This window comes from Myxococcus sp. CA056, assembly GCF_013336715.1.
Classification (GTDB): domain Bacteria; phylum Myxococcota; class Myxococcia; order Myxococcales; family Myxococcaceae; genus Myxococcus; species Myxococcus llanfairpwllgwyngyllgogerychwyrndrobwllllantysiliogogogochensis.
Map to the genome: position 1 here is coordinate 61725 of NZ_JABUMT010000025.1, position 18428 is coordinate 80152.

The window sequence follows — 18428 nt, forward strand, 5'->3', positions numbered from 1 at the left end:
CCATGCACCTCATCGCCGCCGCCCAGATGGTGTCCACCGCGGACAAGGCCCACAACGTGGAAGTCGCCACCCGGCTCGTCCGGCGCGCCTGCGACCTGGGCGCCCGCCTGGTGGGACTGCCAGAGAACTTCTCCTGGATGGGACCCGAGCCAGAAAGGCAGGGCGCGGCGGAGGGCCTGGATGGCCCCACCCTCGCCCGGATGGCGGAGCTGGCGCGCGAGCGGAAGGTGACGCTCCTGGCGGGCAGCGTCCTGGAGACCGGCGCCCCTGGCGGGCGGCTCTACAACACCAGCGTCCTCTTCGGCCCGGATGGCGAGCGACGGGCCGTCTACCGGAAGATGCACCTGTTCGACGTCGAGGTGGGGGATGGTGCGACCTATCAGGAGTCCGCGGCGGTGGCGCCGGGGACGGAGGTCGTCGCGGCGGACACGGAGGTGGGGCGGCTCGGGCTCTCGGTTTGCTACGATTTGAGATTCCCTGAGCTGTACCGCCGGCTGTCCAAGGACGGGGCGACGCTGCTGGCGGTGCCGGCGGCCTTCACGATGATGACGGGCAAGGACCACTGGGAGGTGCTGCTGCGGGCGCGCGCCATCGAAAACCAGGCGTACGTGCTGGCGCCCGCCCAGGGCGGCAGGCATTCGGCGCAACGGCAGACGTATGGCCACGCCATGGTGGTGGACCCCTGGGGGTTGGTGACGGCGAGGGCGTCGGAGGGCGAGGGCCTGGCCGTCGCGCCGGTGGACCTGGAACTCCAAGCGCGCATCCGTCGCGACCTCCCCTGCCTGCGACACCGCCGATTGGACTAGCCTGGGGGAACCTGATTTCCGGACGGTCCCCTTCTCGTGAATGGTCGACGTTGGCTTCCCATGCTGCTCGCGCTCGCGCTCCCGGCTTCGCCGCTCGGCTGCACCGCCGAGGACGCGCCCGCCGTGCCCACGACGTCCACGACTCCGGCGCCCGTGCCCCGCGCGCACCTGCGAGGGTTGAAAGGGAACGTCCAAATCAAACGCTCCATCGCCGACGAGTGGAGCACCGCCAGCGACGGCGTCCCCTTGTTCGAGAACGACAAGGTGCGCACCGAGGCGGGCGCGGGCGCGGACCTCGTCTTCAGCGGCAACGGGAGCATGGTGCACCTGGGCGGTGACTCGCTCATTGGAATCGCGGAGACGCGTCCGAGGCCGGGCCGTCCGCGCACGGACCTGACGGTGCTGCGCGGCCGCATCGACGCGGAGCTGGAGCGCCCCTCCACGCAGTCGCTCTCCGTCAACACGCCCGCGGCCACCATCCAGGCAGGAAGGGAGATTGTCTTCCAATGAAGACGGCACTGCTCCTGCTCGCGTGGCTGAGCGCCGCGCCCCCGGACACCACCGTGGTGGGCCCCCAGGAGTCCCTGCGGGAAGTGGCCGAGCGCGTGCTCGGAGACGCGAACGCCACCGCGGAGCTGCGCGCCCTCAACAGCCTGTCCTCGGATGCCGTCGCGCCGGGCACGCGGCTGAAGCTCCCCGGTCAGGAGCGGGGGCTGGCCCTCAAGGCCCTGGAGACGGCGCGCACCCTCGTCGCACAGGCGAAGGGCACCGGAGTCCTGCCGGAAGCGGAGGCACGGCTGAGTGAAGCCGAGGTCTACTTCCGCACCGCGCGTTATGCGCAGGCGTCCGAGGCGGCCAACGCGGCCGGGACGATGGTGTCAGGGGGGCGAGCGCCCCACCCTTCCACCTTCAGCGTGCACGTGGAGCCGGACGCGGGCACCACCACCGTCAGCGTCACCCGAGGCCCCCCCGTCCGCGTGGAGGCCGAGGGCGTCACGCGGCCCGTCGCCCCAGGTGAAACCGTGCTCGTGGAGAAGGGACGACCTCCCGTAGTCCCTGCCACGCCGCTCGCGCCCCCCCAGCCCGAGCAGCCCGAACAGGGCGCGGTGCTGAAGCGACGCGCGGACGCGAAGGGACACCTGGGTCCGGTGAAGCTGACGTGGGCGGCGGTGACGGGCGTGGAGCGTTATGAGGTCGAAGTCGCCCGAGACACGCAGGGCGCGGCCGTCGTCACGCAGACGGCCACGTCGCCGGAGCTGAAGCTGCCAGTGCTGCCCGCGGGGCGTTACTGGTGGACGGTGCGGGCGGTGGGCGCCTCGGGCCGGTCCGAGCCGTCGGTGGTCCGTCGGTTCGAGCTCGTCCCCGAGCGACTCAAACTCGAAGTCCAGAAGGGCCAGTGGCAGTAGTCCCTGGAGGAGTCGCCCCGTGCGCCTGTTCAAAGCCATCCTCCTGTTGATGCTCGTGGTGAGCATCGTCCCCACGCTGATGGTGGGGTGGCTGTCCGTCACACATACCCGCGAGCTGCTGGTGCGCGACGCGCAGGAGCTGGCGCAGGAGCGCGTGAAGCAGCTGCGCCTCAAGGCCGAAATCTTCCTGGGCGAGCCCACCGAGGCCGTCATGGGCCTGGCCCGCGTTCCGGACTTCTTCGGCTTGCCCCTGGAAGCACAGCAGACGCACCTGGCCTCGGTGCTCTCTCAGCGACGCGAAGTGCTGGCCCTCACCGTCTTCGGCCCGGATGGGAAGCGACTCCCCGGACTCCAGGCCTTCTCGCGTCACGACGTGCCGCCCACCGCGCTCGCCTCGCACGAGGAGCGCGGTCGCGCGCTGCTCGAGGGCGGCATGGAGGGGCCTCGCTACTCCGACGTGGTGGCGACCGGCGGCGGTGGGCCGGTGGTGACGCTGGCGTTCCCCGTGGGCGAACCGGTGAAGGGCTTCATCACCGCGGACCTGTCCCTGGCGGGCCTGCGACAGATGCTGGAGCAGGAGCGCGTGGGCAGCACGGGCTTCGCGTACCTGTCGGACCATCGCGGCCACCTCGTCGTCGGCGGAGGCGGCGTGGCGGCACTGGGCGGAGATGTCTCCCAGCGCAGCCCCGTGGCGCACCTGCTGCGGCAGTTGGCCAGCACGCCCGACGCGGAGCTGTTCCACGTGGGCAACTTCGGCGAGGGCCGCGACGCGGTGGTGGCGGCATACACCGTGCTGCCCGAGACGGGCTGGGCCATCGTCTCCGAGCAGCCGGTGGAGCACGCCTATCGCCAGGTGGAGACGATGGAGCGCCGCATCCTCCTGGGGCTGGGCGCGGCCATCCTCGTCGCCCTGGTGATGGCGGCCCTCTTCTCGCGCAACCTCACGCGCCCCCTGAAGGTCTTCACCGACGGCGCCCTGGAGCTGGCGCGCGGGAAGTTCGGCGTGGAGGTGAAGATTCCGCAGAAGAACGAGGTGGGCGAGCTGGCCCAGACGTTCAACTACATGAGCAAGCAGCTGCTCGCGTACGACATGGAGAACCGCGGCCTCTACGAGAGCCTGGAGAAGGGCTATCTCGAGACCATCGTCGCGCTGGCCAACTCCATCGACTCCAAGGACGCGTACACGCGCGGCCACAGCCAGCGGGTGGGCGACCTGTCAGTGGAGATTGGCCGGGAGCTGAACCTCACCGAGCGCGAGCTGCGACAGCTCCAGTACGGCGGCATCCTCCACGACATCGGCAAGATTGGCATCGTCGAGTCCATCCTCTGCAAGCAGACGAAGCTGACGGACCAGGAGATGGCCATCATGCGCGAGCACCCGGCCATCGGCGACGCCATCATCGGCCCGGTGAGCTTCCTGGGCGCGGTGCGCGCGTGCGTGCGCCACCACCACGAGCGATGGGACGGCACGGGCTATCCCGACAAGCTCCGGGGCGACGACATTCCCCTGCTGGCCCGCATCGTCGCCTGCGCGGACACCTTCGACGCCTGCACCTCCACCCGCCCGTACCAGAAGGCCATGCCGCTGGAGAAGGCGATGGAGATTCTCGACAGCCTCACCGGCGCGCAGCTGGACCCGCAGGTGGTGGCGGCCCTGCAACGGGTGGTGGCCAAGAAGGGCGTGCGGCTGGAAGGCCACCGGCTGCCCGTCAAGCTCGCCTCGTGAGTCGCGCGCCCCCCGACCCGGAAGGATGCTAGGGAGGGCGCACCGCTGTTGAGATTTCGAAAGGTGCAACGTTGAGCTTCTGGGACCGCATCAAACCCTCGACTCCCTCCGCCACCGCGACGGACGCCCGCCTGTCACCCGACGGCTCCCACCTGGAGCTGACGTGGGACGACGGCACGAAATCGGGCGTCTCCGCACAGGCGCTGCGTCAGCAGTGCCCCTGCGCTGGCTGCGTGGACGAGTGGACGAACCAGCGCACGCTGGACCAGACCAAGGTGCCCGCGGACCTGCGCGTCAAGCAGGTTCACCCGGTGGGCAACTACGCGCTGACCTTCGCCTTCAGCGATGGCCACACCACCGGCATCTACCCCTGGAAGCTGCTGCGCGACCTCACCCAGCCCCCCACCGCCTGAGAGCGACTGCCCCGGAGAGCCCGCCGTGAACGAACGCTATCGGCTCGTCAGGCCCCTGGCCTCCGGAGGCATGGCGGAGCTGTTCCTCGGCGTGGCCCGGGGCGCGGAGGGCTTCGAGCGCACCGTCGCCATCAAGCGCATCCTCCCGCACCTGGCCCAGGAGCCCGACATCGCGCGGATGTTCCTGGCCGAGGCCCGACTCGCCACACAGTTGCAGCACCAGAACATCGCCACCGTGTTCGACGTGGGCGAGAGTCCCTCGGGCCTCTTCCTGGTGATGGAGCTGGTGGACGGGTGGGATTTGGGCGTGTTGCTGCGCCTCGCCGCGCGCCAGCGACAGCGCTTTCCTCCGCACCTCGCGGCCTTCGTCACGCTCCAGGCGCTCGCGGGCCTGCACCACGCCTACCGCAAGCTCCACGAGGGTCGTCCACTGTTGGTGGCGCACCGGGACGTGTCTCCGTCCAACATCCTCGTGTCCCGCGAGGGCGAGGTGAAGGTGACGGACTTCGGCATCGCGCGGTTCAACGGTGCGTCCTTCACCGAACCGGGGCTCTTCAAGGGCAAGGAAGCCTACAGCGCCCCCGAGGTTCTCCAGGGAGAGCCCGCCACCGCGCTGAGCGACCAGTTCTCCCTGGGCATCGTCTTCCATGAGCTGCTCACCGGCGCGCATCCCTTCGCGGCCACGTCGCAACCGGGCTCCGTCGCGGTGGCCATCGTCTCGCGGGAGGTGCCGCCGCTACCACCGGACGTGCCCGCGCCGCTCGCCGCCGCGGTGCAGCGCATGATGGCCCGCGCGCCCGAGGCTCGCTTTGCCTCGCCGGAGGCCGTGGCCGAGGTGCTCGCGCGGTGGCTCGCCCGGTCGGGTGAACCCGCGACCGCGCATGCCCTCACCGCCTTCCTGTCCACGCTGCCCTTGCCCCCCACGCTGAAGGAACAGGGCGAGACAGCCAGCGACGTGTCTTCGGAAGCTGCCCCGTCGAGGTCGCTCGCGCCGGAAGCGCCTCCCTTCTCATCGGAGACGGACGAGCCCTCGGAGCTGGCGGGTATCGAGCTGAGCTCGAGTGGACGGCTCATCCACCGCTGCGTTCGCTGTGGTTCGCCGTTGTCCGCGCCTCGCGCGCCCTGCGCCGTCTGTGCCGCACGGCTCGCACCACCGGCCCCGGGCGCGTTCTCGACTCCGGACGAGGATGGCTCCGGGTCTCTCGCGGCGGGTGCATTCCCTTCCTTCGGGGATGAGGCCTCGCATGTGCCCTCGTCTCAGGGCGCTCCCAGCCATTCGAGGGGGAGCCACGCTCCGCCCCCCGCTCGTGGCCCTTCTCCCGGAAACATCGCCGCGCCGCCTGCACCGGTCGCCAAGACGAAACCCTACGGGGCGACACCTCCGGGTCCTCAAGGCAGCGCCGTGGTCGGAGCACCTGCCGCCTCCGCGCGGCGTCCCCCGCCGCAACCTGCTCTTCGAGAGGTGGCCTCCGGCACGCAGTCCCTCGCCGACAGCATCGAAGGCGCACCGCGCAGGCCCTCGGCACCGAGCGTGCTTCGCGCGGGCCCCGAGGCGTTGGAGCTGGAAGAACGCGCTCCGCGTCCGGAGAGCACCTTTGACGCGGTGCCCGCATCCAGCGTCCCGAAACGCTGGGGTCGATATGTCATCGCGCTCGTGGGCCTCGCGGCGGCGGTGGGCGGCAGCGTGTGGCTCTGGCCCCACCGCACCCAACTCACGGGGCGACTCATGGCCAGCGTGAATCAGCCCATGGCCGCGCCCGTGCTCATGCTCATGAGCGAGCCCTCGGGTGCGACGGTGCTGGTGGACGACAAGCCCGTGGGGACGACGCCCCTCGCGCTCGACAACCTGTATCCGGCGGGCCCCGTCTCCGTGCAGGTGCGCCACAAGGGCTACCGCACCTGGAAGGGCACCTTCCCCGGAGCCAAGGCCGCGCAGCTCGAAGTGAAGCTGCAGCGATGAGGAGCATCACCCCGCGCGGGCCACGCCGTGTCGCGTGGCCCCCAGGGTTCGCTCACTTCACCAGGCGCAGGTGACTCCGACGCGGCGGAGGCGAGTCGTCCTTCGGCCCTTCGGGCGGCGGGACTTCCGACGGAGACGGAGGCGGTGGCGCCACCTCATCCACGGGCTCGGTGGGCACTTCGCGCAGGAAGGTGCGCGGGCGCTCGGCGGCCACGGGGACGGGGAGCGGCTGCGGCGGAGGACGCCCGGCGGCGGGCTGCTGAAGCAGCTCCGGCGGCATGTCCTCCATGTACATCCACGACTCCTTCGTCACGTGGCTGGCGATGGCGAACAACGCCGACCACGGCACCGCCACCGTGAAGCGCGAGCCCGAGAAACTCAACGTGCAACGCACACCCCACTCGCCCACCGTGAGGTCCGGTGGGTCAAAGCGGTACGACAGGTTGAGGCGCAGATGGGCCTCTCCCCGGAGTGATGCGGGAACGAGCACGCCCGGCCTTCGCGCGTCCAGGTGGATCATCACCATCCCCTGGTCCAGCGAGGCGAGCAGCCGCTCCTTCTTGTCCAAATCCTTCGTGTCGTCCATCCGGTGTACGGCGGAGAGAAATGCGGGCGCGCTCAACGACGGCGCACGGCCCGGTCCATCTCCCGCTTCGTCTCCCGTTCCTTGATATCGTGGCGTCTGTCTTCGTGTGTCTTGCCCCGACAGAGCCCCAGCTCCACCTTGGCGCGCCCCTGCTTGAAATACAGCACAAGCGGGATGATGGAATAACCACGCTCCCGCACCTTGGTGGTCCACCGGTCAATCTCCGCCCGGTGCATCAGCAGCTTCCGGCCGCGCGTGGGCAGATGGTCGAACACACTGGCGGACTTGTAGGAACCGATGTGGGCATTGAGCAAGAACAGCTCACTGCCCTTGGGCAGGGCGTACGCGTCCGAGAGGTTGGCCTCCCCTTGTCGCAGCGACTTCACCTCGCTTCCCGTCAGCTCCAGACCGGCTTCCACCTTTTCGTCCACGGTGTAGTCGAAGCGCGCACGCCGGTTCTCGGCGACGACCTTGATTCCCTGCTCGCCGCCTGCCGGCCCCTTCGACTTTCCACCCGATGCCATACGTGTCCTGGGTCTCCTAACCGCCAAGCGCCATGTTGTCGATGAGGCGTGTATTGCCGCTGAAGGCCGCCACCAGCAGCCGAGCGGCCTGTCCGGGGGCCACCGACGCAAGCGGCGTGAGTCGCTGGGCGTCCACCAGCTCCACGTAGTCCTCACGCAGCCCGGCGGACGACAGCTCGTGCCGGACGGCGCCCGTCAGCGCCTCCGCATCCCGCGTGCCGCCCTGCAGCAACGTCAGCGCGGCCCGGAGGCCTCGCGACAGGGACAGCGCTCGCTGCCGCTCCTCGGAGGACAGGTAGGCATTTCGGCTGCTCATCGCCAGCCCGTCGGGCTCGCGAACCGTCGGCATCCCGACGATGTCCGCGCCCAGGTGCAGGTCCCGGTTGAGCGCCCGGATGACCTGGAGCTGCTGGTAGTCCTTCTCCCCGAACAAGGCCGCATCGGGGCGGAAGAGGGCCAGCAACTGGGTGACGATGGTGGCCACCCCCCGGAAATGCCCCGGACGGCGGGCGCCACACAGTCCCTGGCTGACCTCCGTCACCTCGACGTAGGTCTCGTAGCCGGGCGGGTACATGGCCTCGGGCACGGGCGCGAAGACGACGTCGGCGCCCGCTTCGCCACACTTGGACAGGTCGCCGTCGAAGTCGCGCGGATAACGCGAGAGGTCCTCACGGGGACCGAACTGGGTGGGATTGACGAAGATGGAGACGGCCACCACGTCGGCGCGACGGCGCCCCTCGCGGATGAGCGAGAGGTGCCCTTCGTGCAAGAAGCCCATGGTGGGCACCAGCGCGAGCCGGCGCCCCTCACGGCGCAGCCCCGCCGCCCACGTCTTCACTTCATCCACGGTGCGTAGGACGGCGGGCGCCATGGCTAGACCGGAATCCCGTAGACGGGGCCGACCTTCTCCTCACCCTCGACGGGAGATGCGACCTCGCCCTCGAGGGCCTTGCCCGTACCCGCGCCCAGGGCCGCGGGGGCCACCAGGCGGATGCTCTTGCTCGCCTTGAACGAGTGGTCCTCGTCCGGGAACGCGCCCTGGCGGATCTCCGTGAAGAACGCGCCGGCGGCCTCGGTGATGGAGCCGTGCAGGTTGGCGTAGCGCTTGACGAACTTGGGCTTGAAGTCCGGGTTCATTCCCAAGAGGTCGTAACAGACGAGCACCTGCCCGTCGCAATAACGTCCCGCGCCAATGCCGATGGTGGGGATGCTCAGGCTCTGCGTAATCGTGCGCGCCAGCTCCAGCGGCACGCCCTCCAGCACCAGCGCGTAGGCGCCAGCGGCCTCCAGGGCGAGCGCATCGTCGAGAATCTTGCGCGCCTGCTCCTCGTCACGGCCCTGGACGACATAGCCGCCCATCTTGTGGACCGACTGAGGCGTCAGCCCCAGGTGCCCCATGACGGGGATGCTGGCGCGGACGATGGCGCGGACGACGTCCGCGAACTCGGCGCCACCCTCGAGCTTCACGCTGCCCACGCCGCCTTCCGTCACCAGCCGGCCCGCGTTGCGGACGGCCTCGTGCGCGGAGACCTGGTAGCTCAAGAAGGGCAGATCTCCCACCACGTGCGCCCTCCTGGCGCCCCGGGTGACGGCCGCCGAGTGGTAGACCATCTGGTCCATCGTCACGGGCAGCGTGGAGTCATGTCCCTGGACGACCATGCCCAGCGAGTCACCGACGAGCAATACGTCCGCACCCGATTGGTCCAGGATGTGGGCGAACGTGGCGTCGTAAGCGGTGACCATGCAGATCTTCTGGCCGATCTGCTTGAAGCGCTTCAGCGAATGGATGGTGACCTTGTCCTTCACGGTTCACCTCCTGATGGGTGAGGGTGGATACGGCTCAAGCCGCTTCGCTGCCCCTCGCCGTCCCAGGAAGGGATCGCCGGAAGCCACGAAGTCGGCCCCAGCAGTCTAACGCCCCCAGGGCGCCCGTGGGACTTCATCAGCGGGCAACCCACCAGGAGCCCGAAATCAGGGCCGCCGGGATGCCTTGGGGAGGTAGTGCTGCGTCCCCGGCTTCGCCTTCCGGATGGCGGCGAGCAGGTCTTCCCGGTCCGCCTCGTTATTCACGAAATCAATATCCGACGTATCCACCACGAGGAGCGGCGTCTCCGTGTAGTGGAAGAAGAAGTTGTTGTACGCGTGGACGAGGCCCTCCAGGTACGTGGAGTCGAACTTGCGTTCGAACTCGCGGCCCCGCTTCTTGATGCGCTGGAGCAGCACGTCCAGGCGGGCCTGGAGGTAGACGACGACGTCGGGCTTGGTGACGCGGGGCCCGAGCGCCTCGAAGACGCGCTCGTAGAGGGCCAGCTCGTGGGCGTCCAGGTTGAGGTGGGCGAAGATGCGGTCCTTGGCGAACAGGTAGTCGCTGACCGTGACGGAGCGGAAGAGGTCCTGCTGGAACAGCTCCTGCTGCTGCCGGAAGCGCGACAGGAGGAAGAAGATCTGCGTCTGGAACCCGAACTTCTGCCGGTCCGTATAGAAGTTGGAGAGGAAGGGGTTCTCCTCCACGACTTCGAGGACGCGCCGCGCGCTCAACCGCTCCGAGAGGATGTTGGAGAGGCTCGTCTTTCCGACGCCAATGGGCCCCTCGACCACGATGTACCGGTAGTCCATCCGCCGAGGCCTCCCGACCCGGAATGCGCGGTGCGGCCCATGCCCGCCTCTGACGAGGACGCGGGGCCTCGCGTGGGGGCGCGGATAACACAACATGGCCGGATGGATCGGCAATTTTCCACGGCCTGGGCGATGACGGGAACCCCCAGCGCTCGCTTGACGCTGTGGGGGGCATCCCCTTACGGTCGCGCCGATTCCATGGTGTGTGCGCGGGGTGCCCTTCAGTCATGAGTGGAAGGCAGCGGGCGAAGACGGTGGTGCGGCTCGAAGAGGCCCGCCAGAGCGCCGCGCCCAAGGCACCGGCAGAGCAGCCTCCCGTGGAAGCAGACCCGCTCTACGGCGTGGTGCTGTTGAAGACGGCCCTCGAGCTGAAGCGGCGCAAGGACGGAACCGTGGAGGAAATCCTCCGCGACGTGCTGGCCCGCATGCGAATCCCCGAGGCGGAGTTCCGCGCGTTCCTGGAGCAACAAGGCGGGCTGCTCCAGGCCCTCGGAACGCGCTGCAGGTAAGCCAGGCAGGCGGGCGAGTGCCCGCCCCTCCCCTACTCCTCCGCCCCACCCTCGTCGGACAGGTCCACCTTGGGCGTCACCGTGCCCGGAGCCACGGGGCCGAGCGCGCGCTCAATCGCGGCGAACTCCTCCGGCGCGAGCGTCTCCGCGCGGCGCATCGGGTCGATTCCCGCCGTCTCCAGCGCGGCCAGCATCACCGCGGGCGTGCCGAGCGACTTGTCGGACTTGAGCGAGTTGAGCAGCGTCTTGCGGCGCTGGGCGAACGACGCCTTCACCACGCGGGTGAAGCGCGCCTCGTCGATGATGGGCGCACGCGGCGTCTTGCGGCGCGTGAGTGACAGCACCGCGGAGTCCACCTTCGGCGGCGGATGGAAACGCCAGGCCTCCAGCGTGAGGACGTTCTCCGCGTCGAAGTGCAGCCCGAGCAGCACGGTGAGCAGGCCGTACTCGCGCGTGCCGGGCTCGGCGGCGAGCCGCTCCACCACTTCCTTCTGCAGCGTGAAGACGGCGCGCGAGACTCGGGCGCGCTGCTCCAGCACGCGAAAGAGGATGGAGCTGGTGAGGTGATACGGAAGGTTGCCGGCGACGGCGACCTCGGGGGCTCCGGCGACCTCGGCGAAGTCCACGGTGGCGGCGTTGCCCGCCACCACGCGCACCCCGGGGATGGCCTCCTTCTCCAGCACCGTCACCATGTCCCTGTCCCGCTCCACCGCGGTGACGAGCGCACCGGTGGCGGCGAGGAAGCGGGTGAGGTGGCCCAGGCCGGGCCCCAGCTCGACGACGGGCTCACCCGGGCGCAGGTTCAGCGCGTCCGCGATGGCCTCGAGGGCCTCCTCGTCTCCGAGGAAGTTCTGGCCCCAGCTGTACTTCGCGCGCAGGCCATGGCGCTTGAGGATGTCTCTGGGCGATTCCAACCGGGTGTCCTTGCTCACATGCGCCAGGCGGGGTCAGCCGCCAGACGGAAGTCTCCGCGCAGACCGCGGCGCCAGGCCTCATACCCCGCGACGGCGATCATCGCGCCATTGTCCGTGCACAACCGCACCGGCGGCAGGAACATGCGCAGCCCCCGCTCCTCGGCGCGCTGCTGACACAGCGCCCTCAGGCGCGAGTTGGCCGCCACGCCTCCGCACAGCACGAGGTTCCGGTGGCCCAGCCGACGCGCGGCGGCCACCAGCTTCTTTGACAGCACGTCCGCCACCGCCTCCTGGAACGAAGCGCACAAGTCGTTCAGCGCCTGTCCCTGGGGCACGCCGTGCTTCTGCACGTGGTGGAGCACCGCCGTCTTCAACCCGGAGAAGGACACGTCGAAGTTGTCCCCCGGCAGCGCGCGTGGGAAGCGGATGGCCGCCGGGTCACCCTTCTTCGCGAGCTCGTCGATGGGCTGTCCCCCCGGGTACGGCAACCCGAGGATTCGCGCCGTCTTGTCGTACGCCTCGCCCGCGGCGTCATCGCGCGTGCTGCCCACCAGCTTGTAGTGGCCGAACGCCTGAACGTCGTAGAGGCTGGTGTGTCCACCCGAGACGACGAGGCCGAGGAACGGCGGCTCCGGTGCATCCTCGAGCAAGCGGATGGCCAGCAGGTGGCCCTCCAGGTGATTGGCGCCGACGAAGGGCTTGCCGGTGGCGAGGCTCAGCCCCTTGGCCACCTGGAGTCCCACCAGCAGCGCGCCGATGAGGCCCGGACCGGAGGTGACGGCGATGAGGTCCACGTCGTCGAGCGTCTTCTGGGCGCGCGTCAGGGCCTCGTGGATGACCGGCATCACCTGGACGATGTGGTTGCGGGAGGCCAGCTCCGGCACCACGCCGCCCCAGCGCCGGTGGATGTCCACCTGGGTGGAGACGACGTCCGACAGCACCCGCCGCCCGTCCTCCACGACGGCGGCGGCGGTCTCATCACAGGAGGTTTCCAGGCCGAGGACGAGCAAGGCGACTCACTTCACTTCCAGCAGGACGGGGAAGGTACCGGGAGGTCCGCCGCCCACTCAGTTGCCGAGCATCTTGAGCATCGCGCGGGCCTCGTTGGCGGATGCCCCCGAGGGTTCCAGCATCAAATACTTCTTGTAGGCGTCGGCCGCCTGGGAATTCTTCCCGATGGACTGGTAGGCCATGCCCAGCGACAGCCAGGCGCGCGAGTTCCGCTCGTCATCGCGCACGACCTCTATCAGCAGCTTCGTGGCCTCGCGGAAGGCCGCATCCGACTCGAAGCCGTTGACCAGGGCGATGCCCAGTCCGGCCTTCGCCTCGGTGGAGCCCGGCTTGAAGAGCAGCGCCTTGCGGTAGAACGCCGCCGCGGACTTGTAGCGACTTCCAACGGTGGCGGACCGAGCCTGCTTGATGAGCCCCGCGTACTCCACCTCGGGGTCCACGGCGGGAGGAGGGGGCGTGCCGGAGTCGGCCACCGCGGGCGGCGCCTCCACCACGGCGGTGCCCGCGTCCGGCCCGGCGGCCACGGGCGTCTCGACAACGAGCGTGCCGGAATCCGTCGCGGTAGCGGGCGCCTCGACGACGGGGGTGCCGGAATCCGTCGCGGCGGCGGGCGCCTCGACGACGGGGGTGCCCGAGTCGGCCTCGGTGGGCACGGGCGGAACGACGTCCGAGCCCTGGGACGGAGGAGGCGTCTGGACGGTCCCCACCTTCGGCGGCTCGGGAGGCGGCGTGTCCTGCGGCTTCTCGCCTCGACCTCCGATGACGACCACCGCCGCCACCGCGCCGATGAGGGCCAGCGCCCCCGCGACGTAGAGCCCCGTGCGCTTGGGGCGAACGGGAGCCACGTCGGAGTCGGAGGAAGCAGGACTCGACGGTGTCACGGACGGCGTGGGCGACGCAGCGGCGGTGATGACGGGCGTCGGCGTCACCGGGGTGACCAGGGCCGGAGGCGGCGCGGACGGCGTCGGCGGCTCCTCGGGGATGACGGGCGCGACGACGGGGCGCTCGGGAACACCGTGCCCCGGGTACGGAGGAAGCGCGAGCTGCGGCGGCGCGGACGCGGGGACTTCCTCGACCTCCGCGATGGTGTCGACGTCGACGGTCGAGGACTCACCGCCGCTCACCAGCGTCACCTCGGAAGACGGAGGCGCGGGCGTCGGAGGCGGAACGGGCGGGAAGGGATTGGGCCCCACCGCCGCCCCACCGAAGATGGGGGCGCGCGGCGCGGGCGCGGGCTCCACGGCGGGAGCGCTCGATGACAGGGCGTGCGCCGAGGAACCCCCGTTTGTTCCGAAGCCTCGCGGGCCCGGCGACCACACCGAGCCCGGTCCCCAGGTCGTGGGCGCGCTGATGCCCTCCGTGTCCACTCGGCTCCAGTCGAGCAGCAGGCTGCGATGCGCATGCTCCACGGCGCGGTGGGCCGGCGGCGGCTCCACGAGGAAGGACGAGCCTTCCGCCACCACGGGCGGCAGCGTGGGCGCTTCGCCATCCGCATCCGCCGGGTCTTCGTATGCCGGGCCCTGGCGCTTGGGGCGCGCGTGGAAGACGACGACGTTGGCGGGCACCGCCGGCGCGGGAGCGAAGTGCTCCTCGGGCGGGGCCGTGACGGGCTCCTCCTCCACTCCCGCGGGCGGCGCGAGCACGCTGTGCGGCATGGCGCGCACGGCGGGCGGCTCCGGCTCTACGTGCGCGACGACGGCGGGCGGCTCCGGCTCCACGGGCGCGGCGACGGGGGCCTGCGGCGCGGGCTCCACGGGGGCGCTCGGCGGCGGGGCCGCGTTGAGCCACTGCTCGATGCCGGGCTTGGTGCTCTGCACCGGCTCCAGCGGCGCGTTGCCCAGCTCGCGGATGAGCCCCTCGAAGTACAGCTTGCTGATGATGCCCAGCGCGGCCAGGTCCTCGAAGTCCGAGTCCTCCACCACGCGGCTCAGCGCGCGCTTGCCGTCGAACAGGCGCAACAGCCCGTTCACCTCGTCCGGAATCTCCGAGAGGCGGTCGGCGAGCTGGTGGTAGTCGATCTCGAACACCGTCTCCAGCGGAGGCAGCTGCTCGAGCATTCGCCCCCACTCGTCGAGGCGCCGCATGCCCTCCATCAACAGGCCCTGCGTGGAGATCTCGATGCGCTCGGGCCGGTCCAGCGAGGTGAACTGGACGTCGAACTGGCCCTCGAAGGTGTTGAGCAGCCGGTAGAAGGCGTTCTCGCCCTTGAGCCGGCCCAGCTCCGCGTCGATGACGCGACCTTCCTTGAAGTAGACGGTGCCGGTGCGCTCGCCCTGGATGGAGATGACGCCCGTCTTGCGGCCAATCTCGAACGTCTGGACCAGGTCCACCACGCCCATGTCGGCGAGGCTGCCGGCGAAGCCACCCTTCGTCGTCTCCCGCTTTTCGATCCTCTCCTTCTCCGCCTTCTGGAGGATCATCTTCACGCGGGTGACGATCTCTTTGATGTAGATCGGCTTGGTCAGGTAGTCGTCGCCGCCAAGCTCCAGGCCGCGCACCTTGAACTCGACCGACTTCTGACTCGTCAGGAAGACGAACGGGATGAACTTGAAGCGCTCATCCGACTTGAGCGCCTTGCACAGCTCGAAGCCGTCCATCTCCGGCATCTTGGTGTCCGCGAGCACCAGATCCGGCGGGCTGATCTGCACCTTCTCGATGGCGTCCTTGCCGTGGATGGCCGTCGTCACGGAGAAGCCGGCCTTCTTCAGGCTGACCTCCATCACGCGAAGACTCTTCGCGTCCCCATCCACCAGGAGCAGGTGCTGCTTGGCCACGTTACTTGCCTTTCATCACGGAGGACGATTCGCGGAAGTGCCCGGCGCGGGGGAGCATCCTGCCCGCTTTCCAGGCATGTCAATGGGTTGGAGCGGCGGGGAAGCTGGCTGCCCCCCGTTCAACCAGGGGGTGTGAGCAGTCCCCGGAGGGTAGCGCGAGCCCCCGGCAGAGGCTCCCATCCGCCGGGGTAGGACTTGGGGCGCCAGAGGCGACCTCAGCGGAAGAATCCCCCCTTCTTGGGTGGGTTCTTCTTCCGCATGTCGATCAGCCGCAGCTCCTGGTTCGCCTCCAGGTGCTTGGAGTTGGAGCGGACCGCGTCCCGGAAGTGGCGCTCGGCCCGGTCCATGTCGCCCTCCACGCGGGCGATGACGCCCAGTTGGTAGTGGGCACGGTCACAGTTCGGGTCGGTGCGGACCGCATCCGCCATCATCTGCTTGGCCTTGGCCATGTCCGCCTTGCGCGCGGGGTCCATGTAGATGGCCCAGGCGCGCGCGGCCAGGTAGGTCGCCTTGGGGTCCAGCGCGTAGGCGCGCTCGTAGTGGTCCGACGCGGTGGTGAAGTCGCGCTTGCGGAAGTAGACCTCGCCCATCTTGTAGAGGTCGTCGGGGCTGCTCTCCGGCCGGCCCGGCGCGGGGCGGGACGACGAGCCTCCGGACTGGGGCGCCTTGGGCATCGACTGCTGGGCCTGGAGCGTCTGGATGTAGGCCTTGCGGCGGGCATCGTCGTAGAGGACCTCGTACGCCTCGCGGATGCCCTCGAAGACGGAGGTGATCTTCTGCGCGAGGTGCGGCAGCGTCGGCGGCAGGCGGTCCGGGTGGAAGACCTTGGCCAGGCTGAGGAAGGCGGCCTTGACCTGATCCCTCGTTGAGTCCTGGGAAACGCCCAGCACGTAGAAGTGGTCGCGGCGGGCCTGGATGTCGGCGAAGCGCTGCTCGATCTGCTGGGCGTGGCGCGCCTCGTCCGGCTTGGGGGGCTCGGAGGGGGCGGCGACCGGGGCGGTGGGGCCGGGCTCGGCCACGGGCGTCGCGGCGGTGGTGGCCGGGGCTCCCCGATTCCCGAGGACGCCCATGTTCTCCATGGCACGGCGCAGCAGGCGCTGGCGCCGCAGCTTCGCTGCCTCGTCGGGATTGGAGGGATCTGCCGCCACGTCGTCCTCGTCGAAATCCCAGTCGTCTAGATCACCGGACGGCTCGGACCACGCAGTCTCGCCAGTTGGGCCGGTGTTGTCACCGGGGAAGGTCTCGAAGTCCGATTCAATGGTCGCCTCGACGATGCCTTCAACGGGAGGCTCGTCGACGTTCGCCTGATTGACATCCGAGCGGACGAGCGTCTCCAGGTGGGCATCCACGTGCTGGAGCGCGGCCTCGAAGGAGGCGGTCAGCGTTTCGGCGGCCTCGTCCTTGTCGAATGAGACGATGCGCCAGAGGTCGTCCTCGGTGGCCCTGCCGCTCTTGGGGGGCGTGGGCCCCAGGCGCAGCGGCGGCGGCGCGGCGACGGGGGCGGGACGGGTGGCCCACAGGCTGTCGTCGGTCTCCTGCTCGACAGACTCCTCGTCGGGGCTTTCCTCGGGCTCCACGGGCATGAGGACGGGAGGGCCGTCCAGCGCGACAGGGGTGAGGACGGGCGGCCCCGCGACGGTGCGTGGAGGCAGGGAGGGCGGTGTGGGCAGCGGATCCGCGGCGGCCCAGAGCTCGGGTTCGGGCTCGGGTTCGAGCTCGAGCAGCGGCAGGTCGGACTCGGACTCGGCCGGCGGCGTGAGGAGGGTCTCCTTCGCGCGCCAGGACTCGTCCTGGACGGGGACACGGTCCCGGGTCCGGGTGGGAGGCACGGTGCCCGGAGGCTCGTCCGCGAGCCAGGGCTCGAGCGGCTGGGACTTCGAGCGCCGCAGCGCCTCTTCCATGTCGTGGAGGAGCTCCGCCTGGGCGCGCTCCCTGGCCGTTCGCAGGGCCTCGCGGCTTTCGGCATGGAGGGGGAGGCTCGCCTGGGACGAAGACGCAGCGAGCGGCGGGACGTTGGAGGCGCGGGGGAAGGGGTTCGCAGGCGGCGGCTCATCGGGGTCCGCGGGGATGATGTCCCCGACGTCGAGAGTGAGCGCGTCGATGTCGTCCGAGGCGTCAGCTGTGGGGGCCGAGGGCGCGGGGAGCTGGAGGGCCTGCTCCGGCGCGAGCTGGGCCTCTTCGGCGATGTGCTGTTCGTCGGACTGGAGGGCATCGGCGGCGAGGCGCGCTTCCTCGACTTGCCGTGCCTCGTCGGCGAGGCGCTGCTCCTCCGCGAGGCGGGCCTGTTCGGCGTGACGCACTTCCTTCGCGCGCCGCACCGCATCCGCGCGGCGACGCTCGACTTCGAGACGGACTTCCTCGGCGTGACGCGCCTCTTCCGCGAGCCGGGCCTCTTCCGCGAGCCGGGCCTCTTCCGCGAGCCGGGCCTCCTCGGCGAGTCGCTCTTCCTCTGCGAGAAGCTGGGCTTCTTCGGCCAGGCGGATGATTTCGGTACGCTGTTCTTCCTCGGCGCGGAGCCGAGCCTCTTCGGCCAGACGGGCTTCCTCGGCGCGCTGTTCTTCCTCGGCGCGGAGCCGAGCCTCTTCCGTCAGCCGGGCTTCTTCCGCGAGTCGGGCTTCTTCCGCGCGGAGCTCTTCCTCGGCTCGGAGTCGACCCTCTTCCGCCAGCCGGGCTTCCTCCGTGAGCCGAGCCTCTTCCTCGCGGCGCTCCTCCGCGAGCCGGGCCTCTTCCTCGCGGCGCTCTTCAGCAAGTCGGGCCTCTTCCGCGAGCCGGGCCTCTTCCTCGCGGCGCTCCTCAGCGAGTCGTGCCGCTTCAGCGAGTCGTGCCTCTTCCTCGCGGCGCTCCTCGGCGAGCCGGGCCGCTTCAGCGAGTCGCTCGTCCTCCGCACGAACGCGAGCTTCCTCCGCGAGCCGAGTCTCCTCAGCGCGTCGCTCTTCCTCCGCGCGGACCCGAGCCTCTTCGGCGAGTCGAGCCTCTTCCGCCAGCCGAGCCTCTTCGGCGAATCGGGCCTCTTCAGCACGGCGTTCGTCTTCCGCACGAACCCGAGCCTCTTCCGCGAGCCGAGCCTCTTCCTCGCGACGCTCTTCCTCCGCACGGACCCGAGCCACTTCAGCGAATCGCTCGTCTTCAGCGACCCGAGCCTCCTCAGCTAGGCGAGCTTCTTCAGCGCGTTTCTCTTCCTCC

17 protein-coding genes are annotated in these 18428 nt (G+C 70.0%); 8 read left to right on the forward strand and 9 right to left on the reverse strand.

All coding sequences use genetic code 11. The features are described 5' to 3' along the window. Nucleotides 1–2 precede the first annotated feature (2 nt). The 6 genes from HUA76_RS44155 to HUA76_RS44180 all read left to right on the forward strand — a co-directional run bounded on the left by HUA76_RS44155 (nt 3) and on the right by HUA76_RS44180 (nt 6311). Entirely contained in the window at nt 3–806 is an 804-nt protein-coding gene (locus HUA76_RS44155; RefSeq protein ID WP_174464352.1) for a carbon-nitrogen hydrolase family protein, read from the forward strand. 60 nt (nt 807–866) lie between these two features. Further along, nucleotides 867–1316 (forward strand): FecR family protein, encoded by a 450-nt coding sequence (locus HUA76_RS44160; RefSeq protein ID WP_141647293.1) that lies wholly within the window; start codon nt 867–869, stop codon nt 1314–1316. After that, complete coding sequence (locus tag HUA76_RS44165; protein WP_174458117.1) at nt 1313–2212, forward strand: peptidoglycan-binding protein LysM; 900 nt, start codon at nt 1313–1315, stop codon at nt 2210–2212. The genes HUA76_RS44160 and HUA76_RS44165 overlap by 4 nt, the downstream gene beginning before the upstream one ends. 19 nt (nt 2213–2231) lie before the next feature. Next, entirely contained in the window at nt 2232–3938 is a 1707-nt protein-coding gene (locus HUA76_RS44170; protein WP_174458118.1) for an HD domain-containing phosphohydrolase, read from the forward strand. A gap of 71 nt (nt 3939–4009) precedes the next feature. Then, on the forward strand, nt 4010–4351 hold the full coding sequence (locus HUA76_RS44175; RefSeq protein WP_174464353.1) for a DUF971 domain-containing protein: 342 nt from the start codon (nt 4010–4012) through the stop codon (nt 4349–4351). Between the two features lie 25 nt (nt 4352–4376). Beyond that, a complete protein-coding gene (locus tag HUA76_RS44180) occupies nt 4377–6311 on the forward strand; it encodes a serine/threonine-protein kinase (protein WP_174464354.1) in 1935 nt (644 codons plus the stop codon). A gap of 52 nt (nt 6312–6363) precedes the next feature. On the opposite strand, the gene HUA76_RS44185 is transcribed toward HUA76_RS44180, so the two are convergent. The 5 genes from HUA76_RS44185 to HUA76_RS44205 all read right to left on the reverse strand — a co-directional run bounded on the left by HUA76_RS44185 (nt 6364) and on the right by HUA76_RS44205 (nt 10037). Beyond that, complete coding sequence (locus tag HUA76_RS44185; RefSeq protein WP_174464355.1) at nt 6364–6897, reverse strand: ClpXP protease specificity-enhancing factor SspB; 534 nt, start codon at nt 6895–6897, stop codon at nt 6364–6366. 32 nt (nt 6898–6929) lie between these two features. Beyond that, nucleotides 6930–7421, reverse strand: a complete 492-nt coding sequence (gene smpB / locus HUA76_RS44190) for an SsrA-binding protein SmpB (RefSeq protein ID WP_141647299.1) — start codon at nt 7419–7421, stop codon at nt 6930–6932. 16 nt (nt 7422–7437) lie between these two features. Further along, nucleotides 7438–8292 (reverse strand): pantoate--beta-alanine ligase, encoded by an 855-nt coding sequence (gene panC / locus HUA76_RS44195; protein ID WP_174464356.1) that lies wholly within the window; start codon nt 8290–8292, stop codon nt 7438–7440. A gap of 2 nt (nt 8293–8294) precedes the next feature. Further along, nucleotides 8295–9227 carry a 3-methyl-2-oxobutanoate hydroxymethyltransferase gene (gene panB / locus HUA76_RS44200; protein WP_174464357.1) on the reverse strand — a complete coding sequence of 311 codons (933 nt, stop codon included), beginning with the start codon at nt 9225–9227 and terminating at the stop codon, nt 8295–8297. A gap of 165 nt (nt 9228–9392) precedes the next feature. After that, nucleotides 9393–10037: a deoxynucleoside kinase gene (locus HUA76_RS44205; RefSeq protein WP_141647302.1), complete on the reverse strand. Its 645-nt coding sequence runs from the start codon at nt 10035–10037 to the stop codon at nt 9393–9395. Between the two features lie 227 nt (nt 10038–10264). Here HUA76_RS44205 and HUA76_RS44210 point away from each other — a divergent pair, with 227 nt between their 5' ends. Next, nucleotides 10265–10546: a hypothetical protein gene (locus HUA76_RS44210; RefSeq protein WP_141647303.1), complete on the forward strand. Its 282-nt coding sequence runs from the start codon at nt 10265–10267 to the stop codon at nt 10544–10546. Between the two features lie 32 nt (nt 10547–10578). On the opposite strand, the gene rsmA is transcribed toward HUA76_RS44210, so the two are convergent. The 4 genes from rsmA to HUA76_RS46665 form a co-directional block, all read right to left on the reverse strand. Then, entirely contained in the window at nt 10579–11460 is an 882-nt protein-coding gene (rsmA, locus tag HUA76_RS44215; protein WP_174458123.1) for a 16S rRNA (adenine(1518)-N(6)/adenine(1519)-N(6))-dimethyltransferase RsmA, read from the reverse strand. 14 nt (nt 11461–11474) lie between these two features. Then, entirely contained in the window at nt 11475–12470 is a 996-nt protein-coding gene (tsaD, locus tag HUA76_RS44220; protein WP_174464358.1) for a tRNA (adenosine(37)-N6)-threonylcarbamoyltransferase complex transferase subunit TsaD, read from the reverse strand. Nucleotides 12471–12527: 57 nt separating this feature from the next. Beyond that, entirely contained in the window at nt 12528–15245 is a 2718-nt protein-coding gene (locus tag HUA76_RS44225) for a response regulator (protein WP_174464359.1), read from the reverse strand. 215 nt (nt 15246–15460) lie between these two features. Then, a complete protein-coding gene (locus tag HUA76_RS46665) occupies nt 15461–17146 on the reverse strand; it encodes a J domain-containing protein (protein WP_174458126.1) in 1686 nt (561 codons plus the stop codon). A 3-nt stretch (nt 17147–17149) separates the two neighbouring features. Here HUA76_RS46665 and HUA76_RS46670 point away from each other — a divergent pair, with 3 nt between their 5' ends. Further along, nucleotides 17150–18397 carry a hypothetical protein gene (locus HUA76_RS46670; protein WP_174464360.1) on the forward strand — a complete coding sequence of 416 codons (1248 nt, stop codon included), beginning with the start codon at nt 17150–17152 and terminating at the stop codon, nt 18395–18397. The last annotated feature ends 31 nt before the right edge of the window (nt 18398–18428 follow it).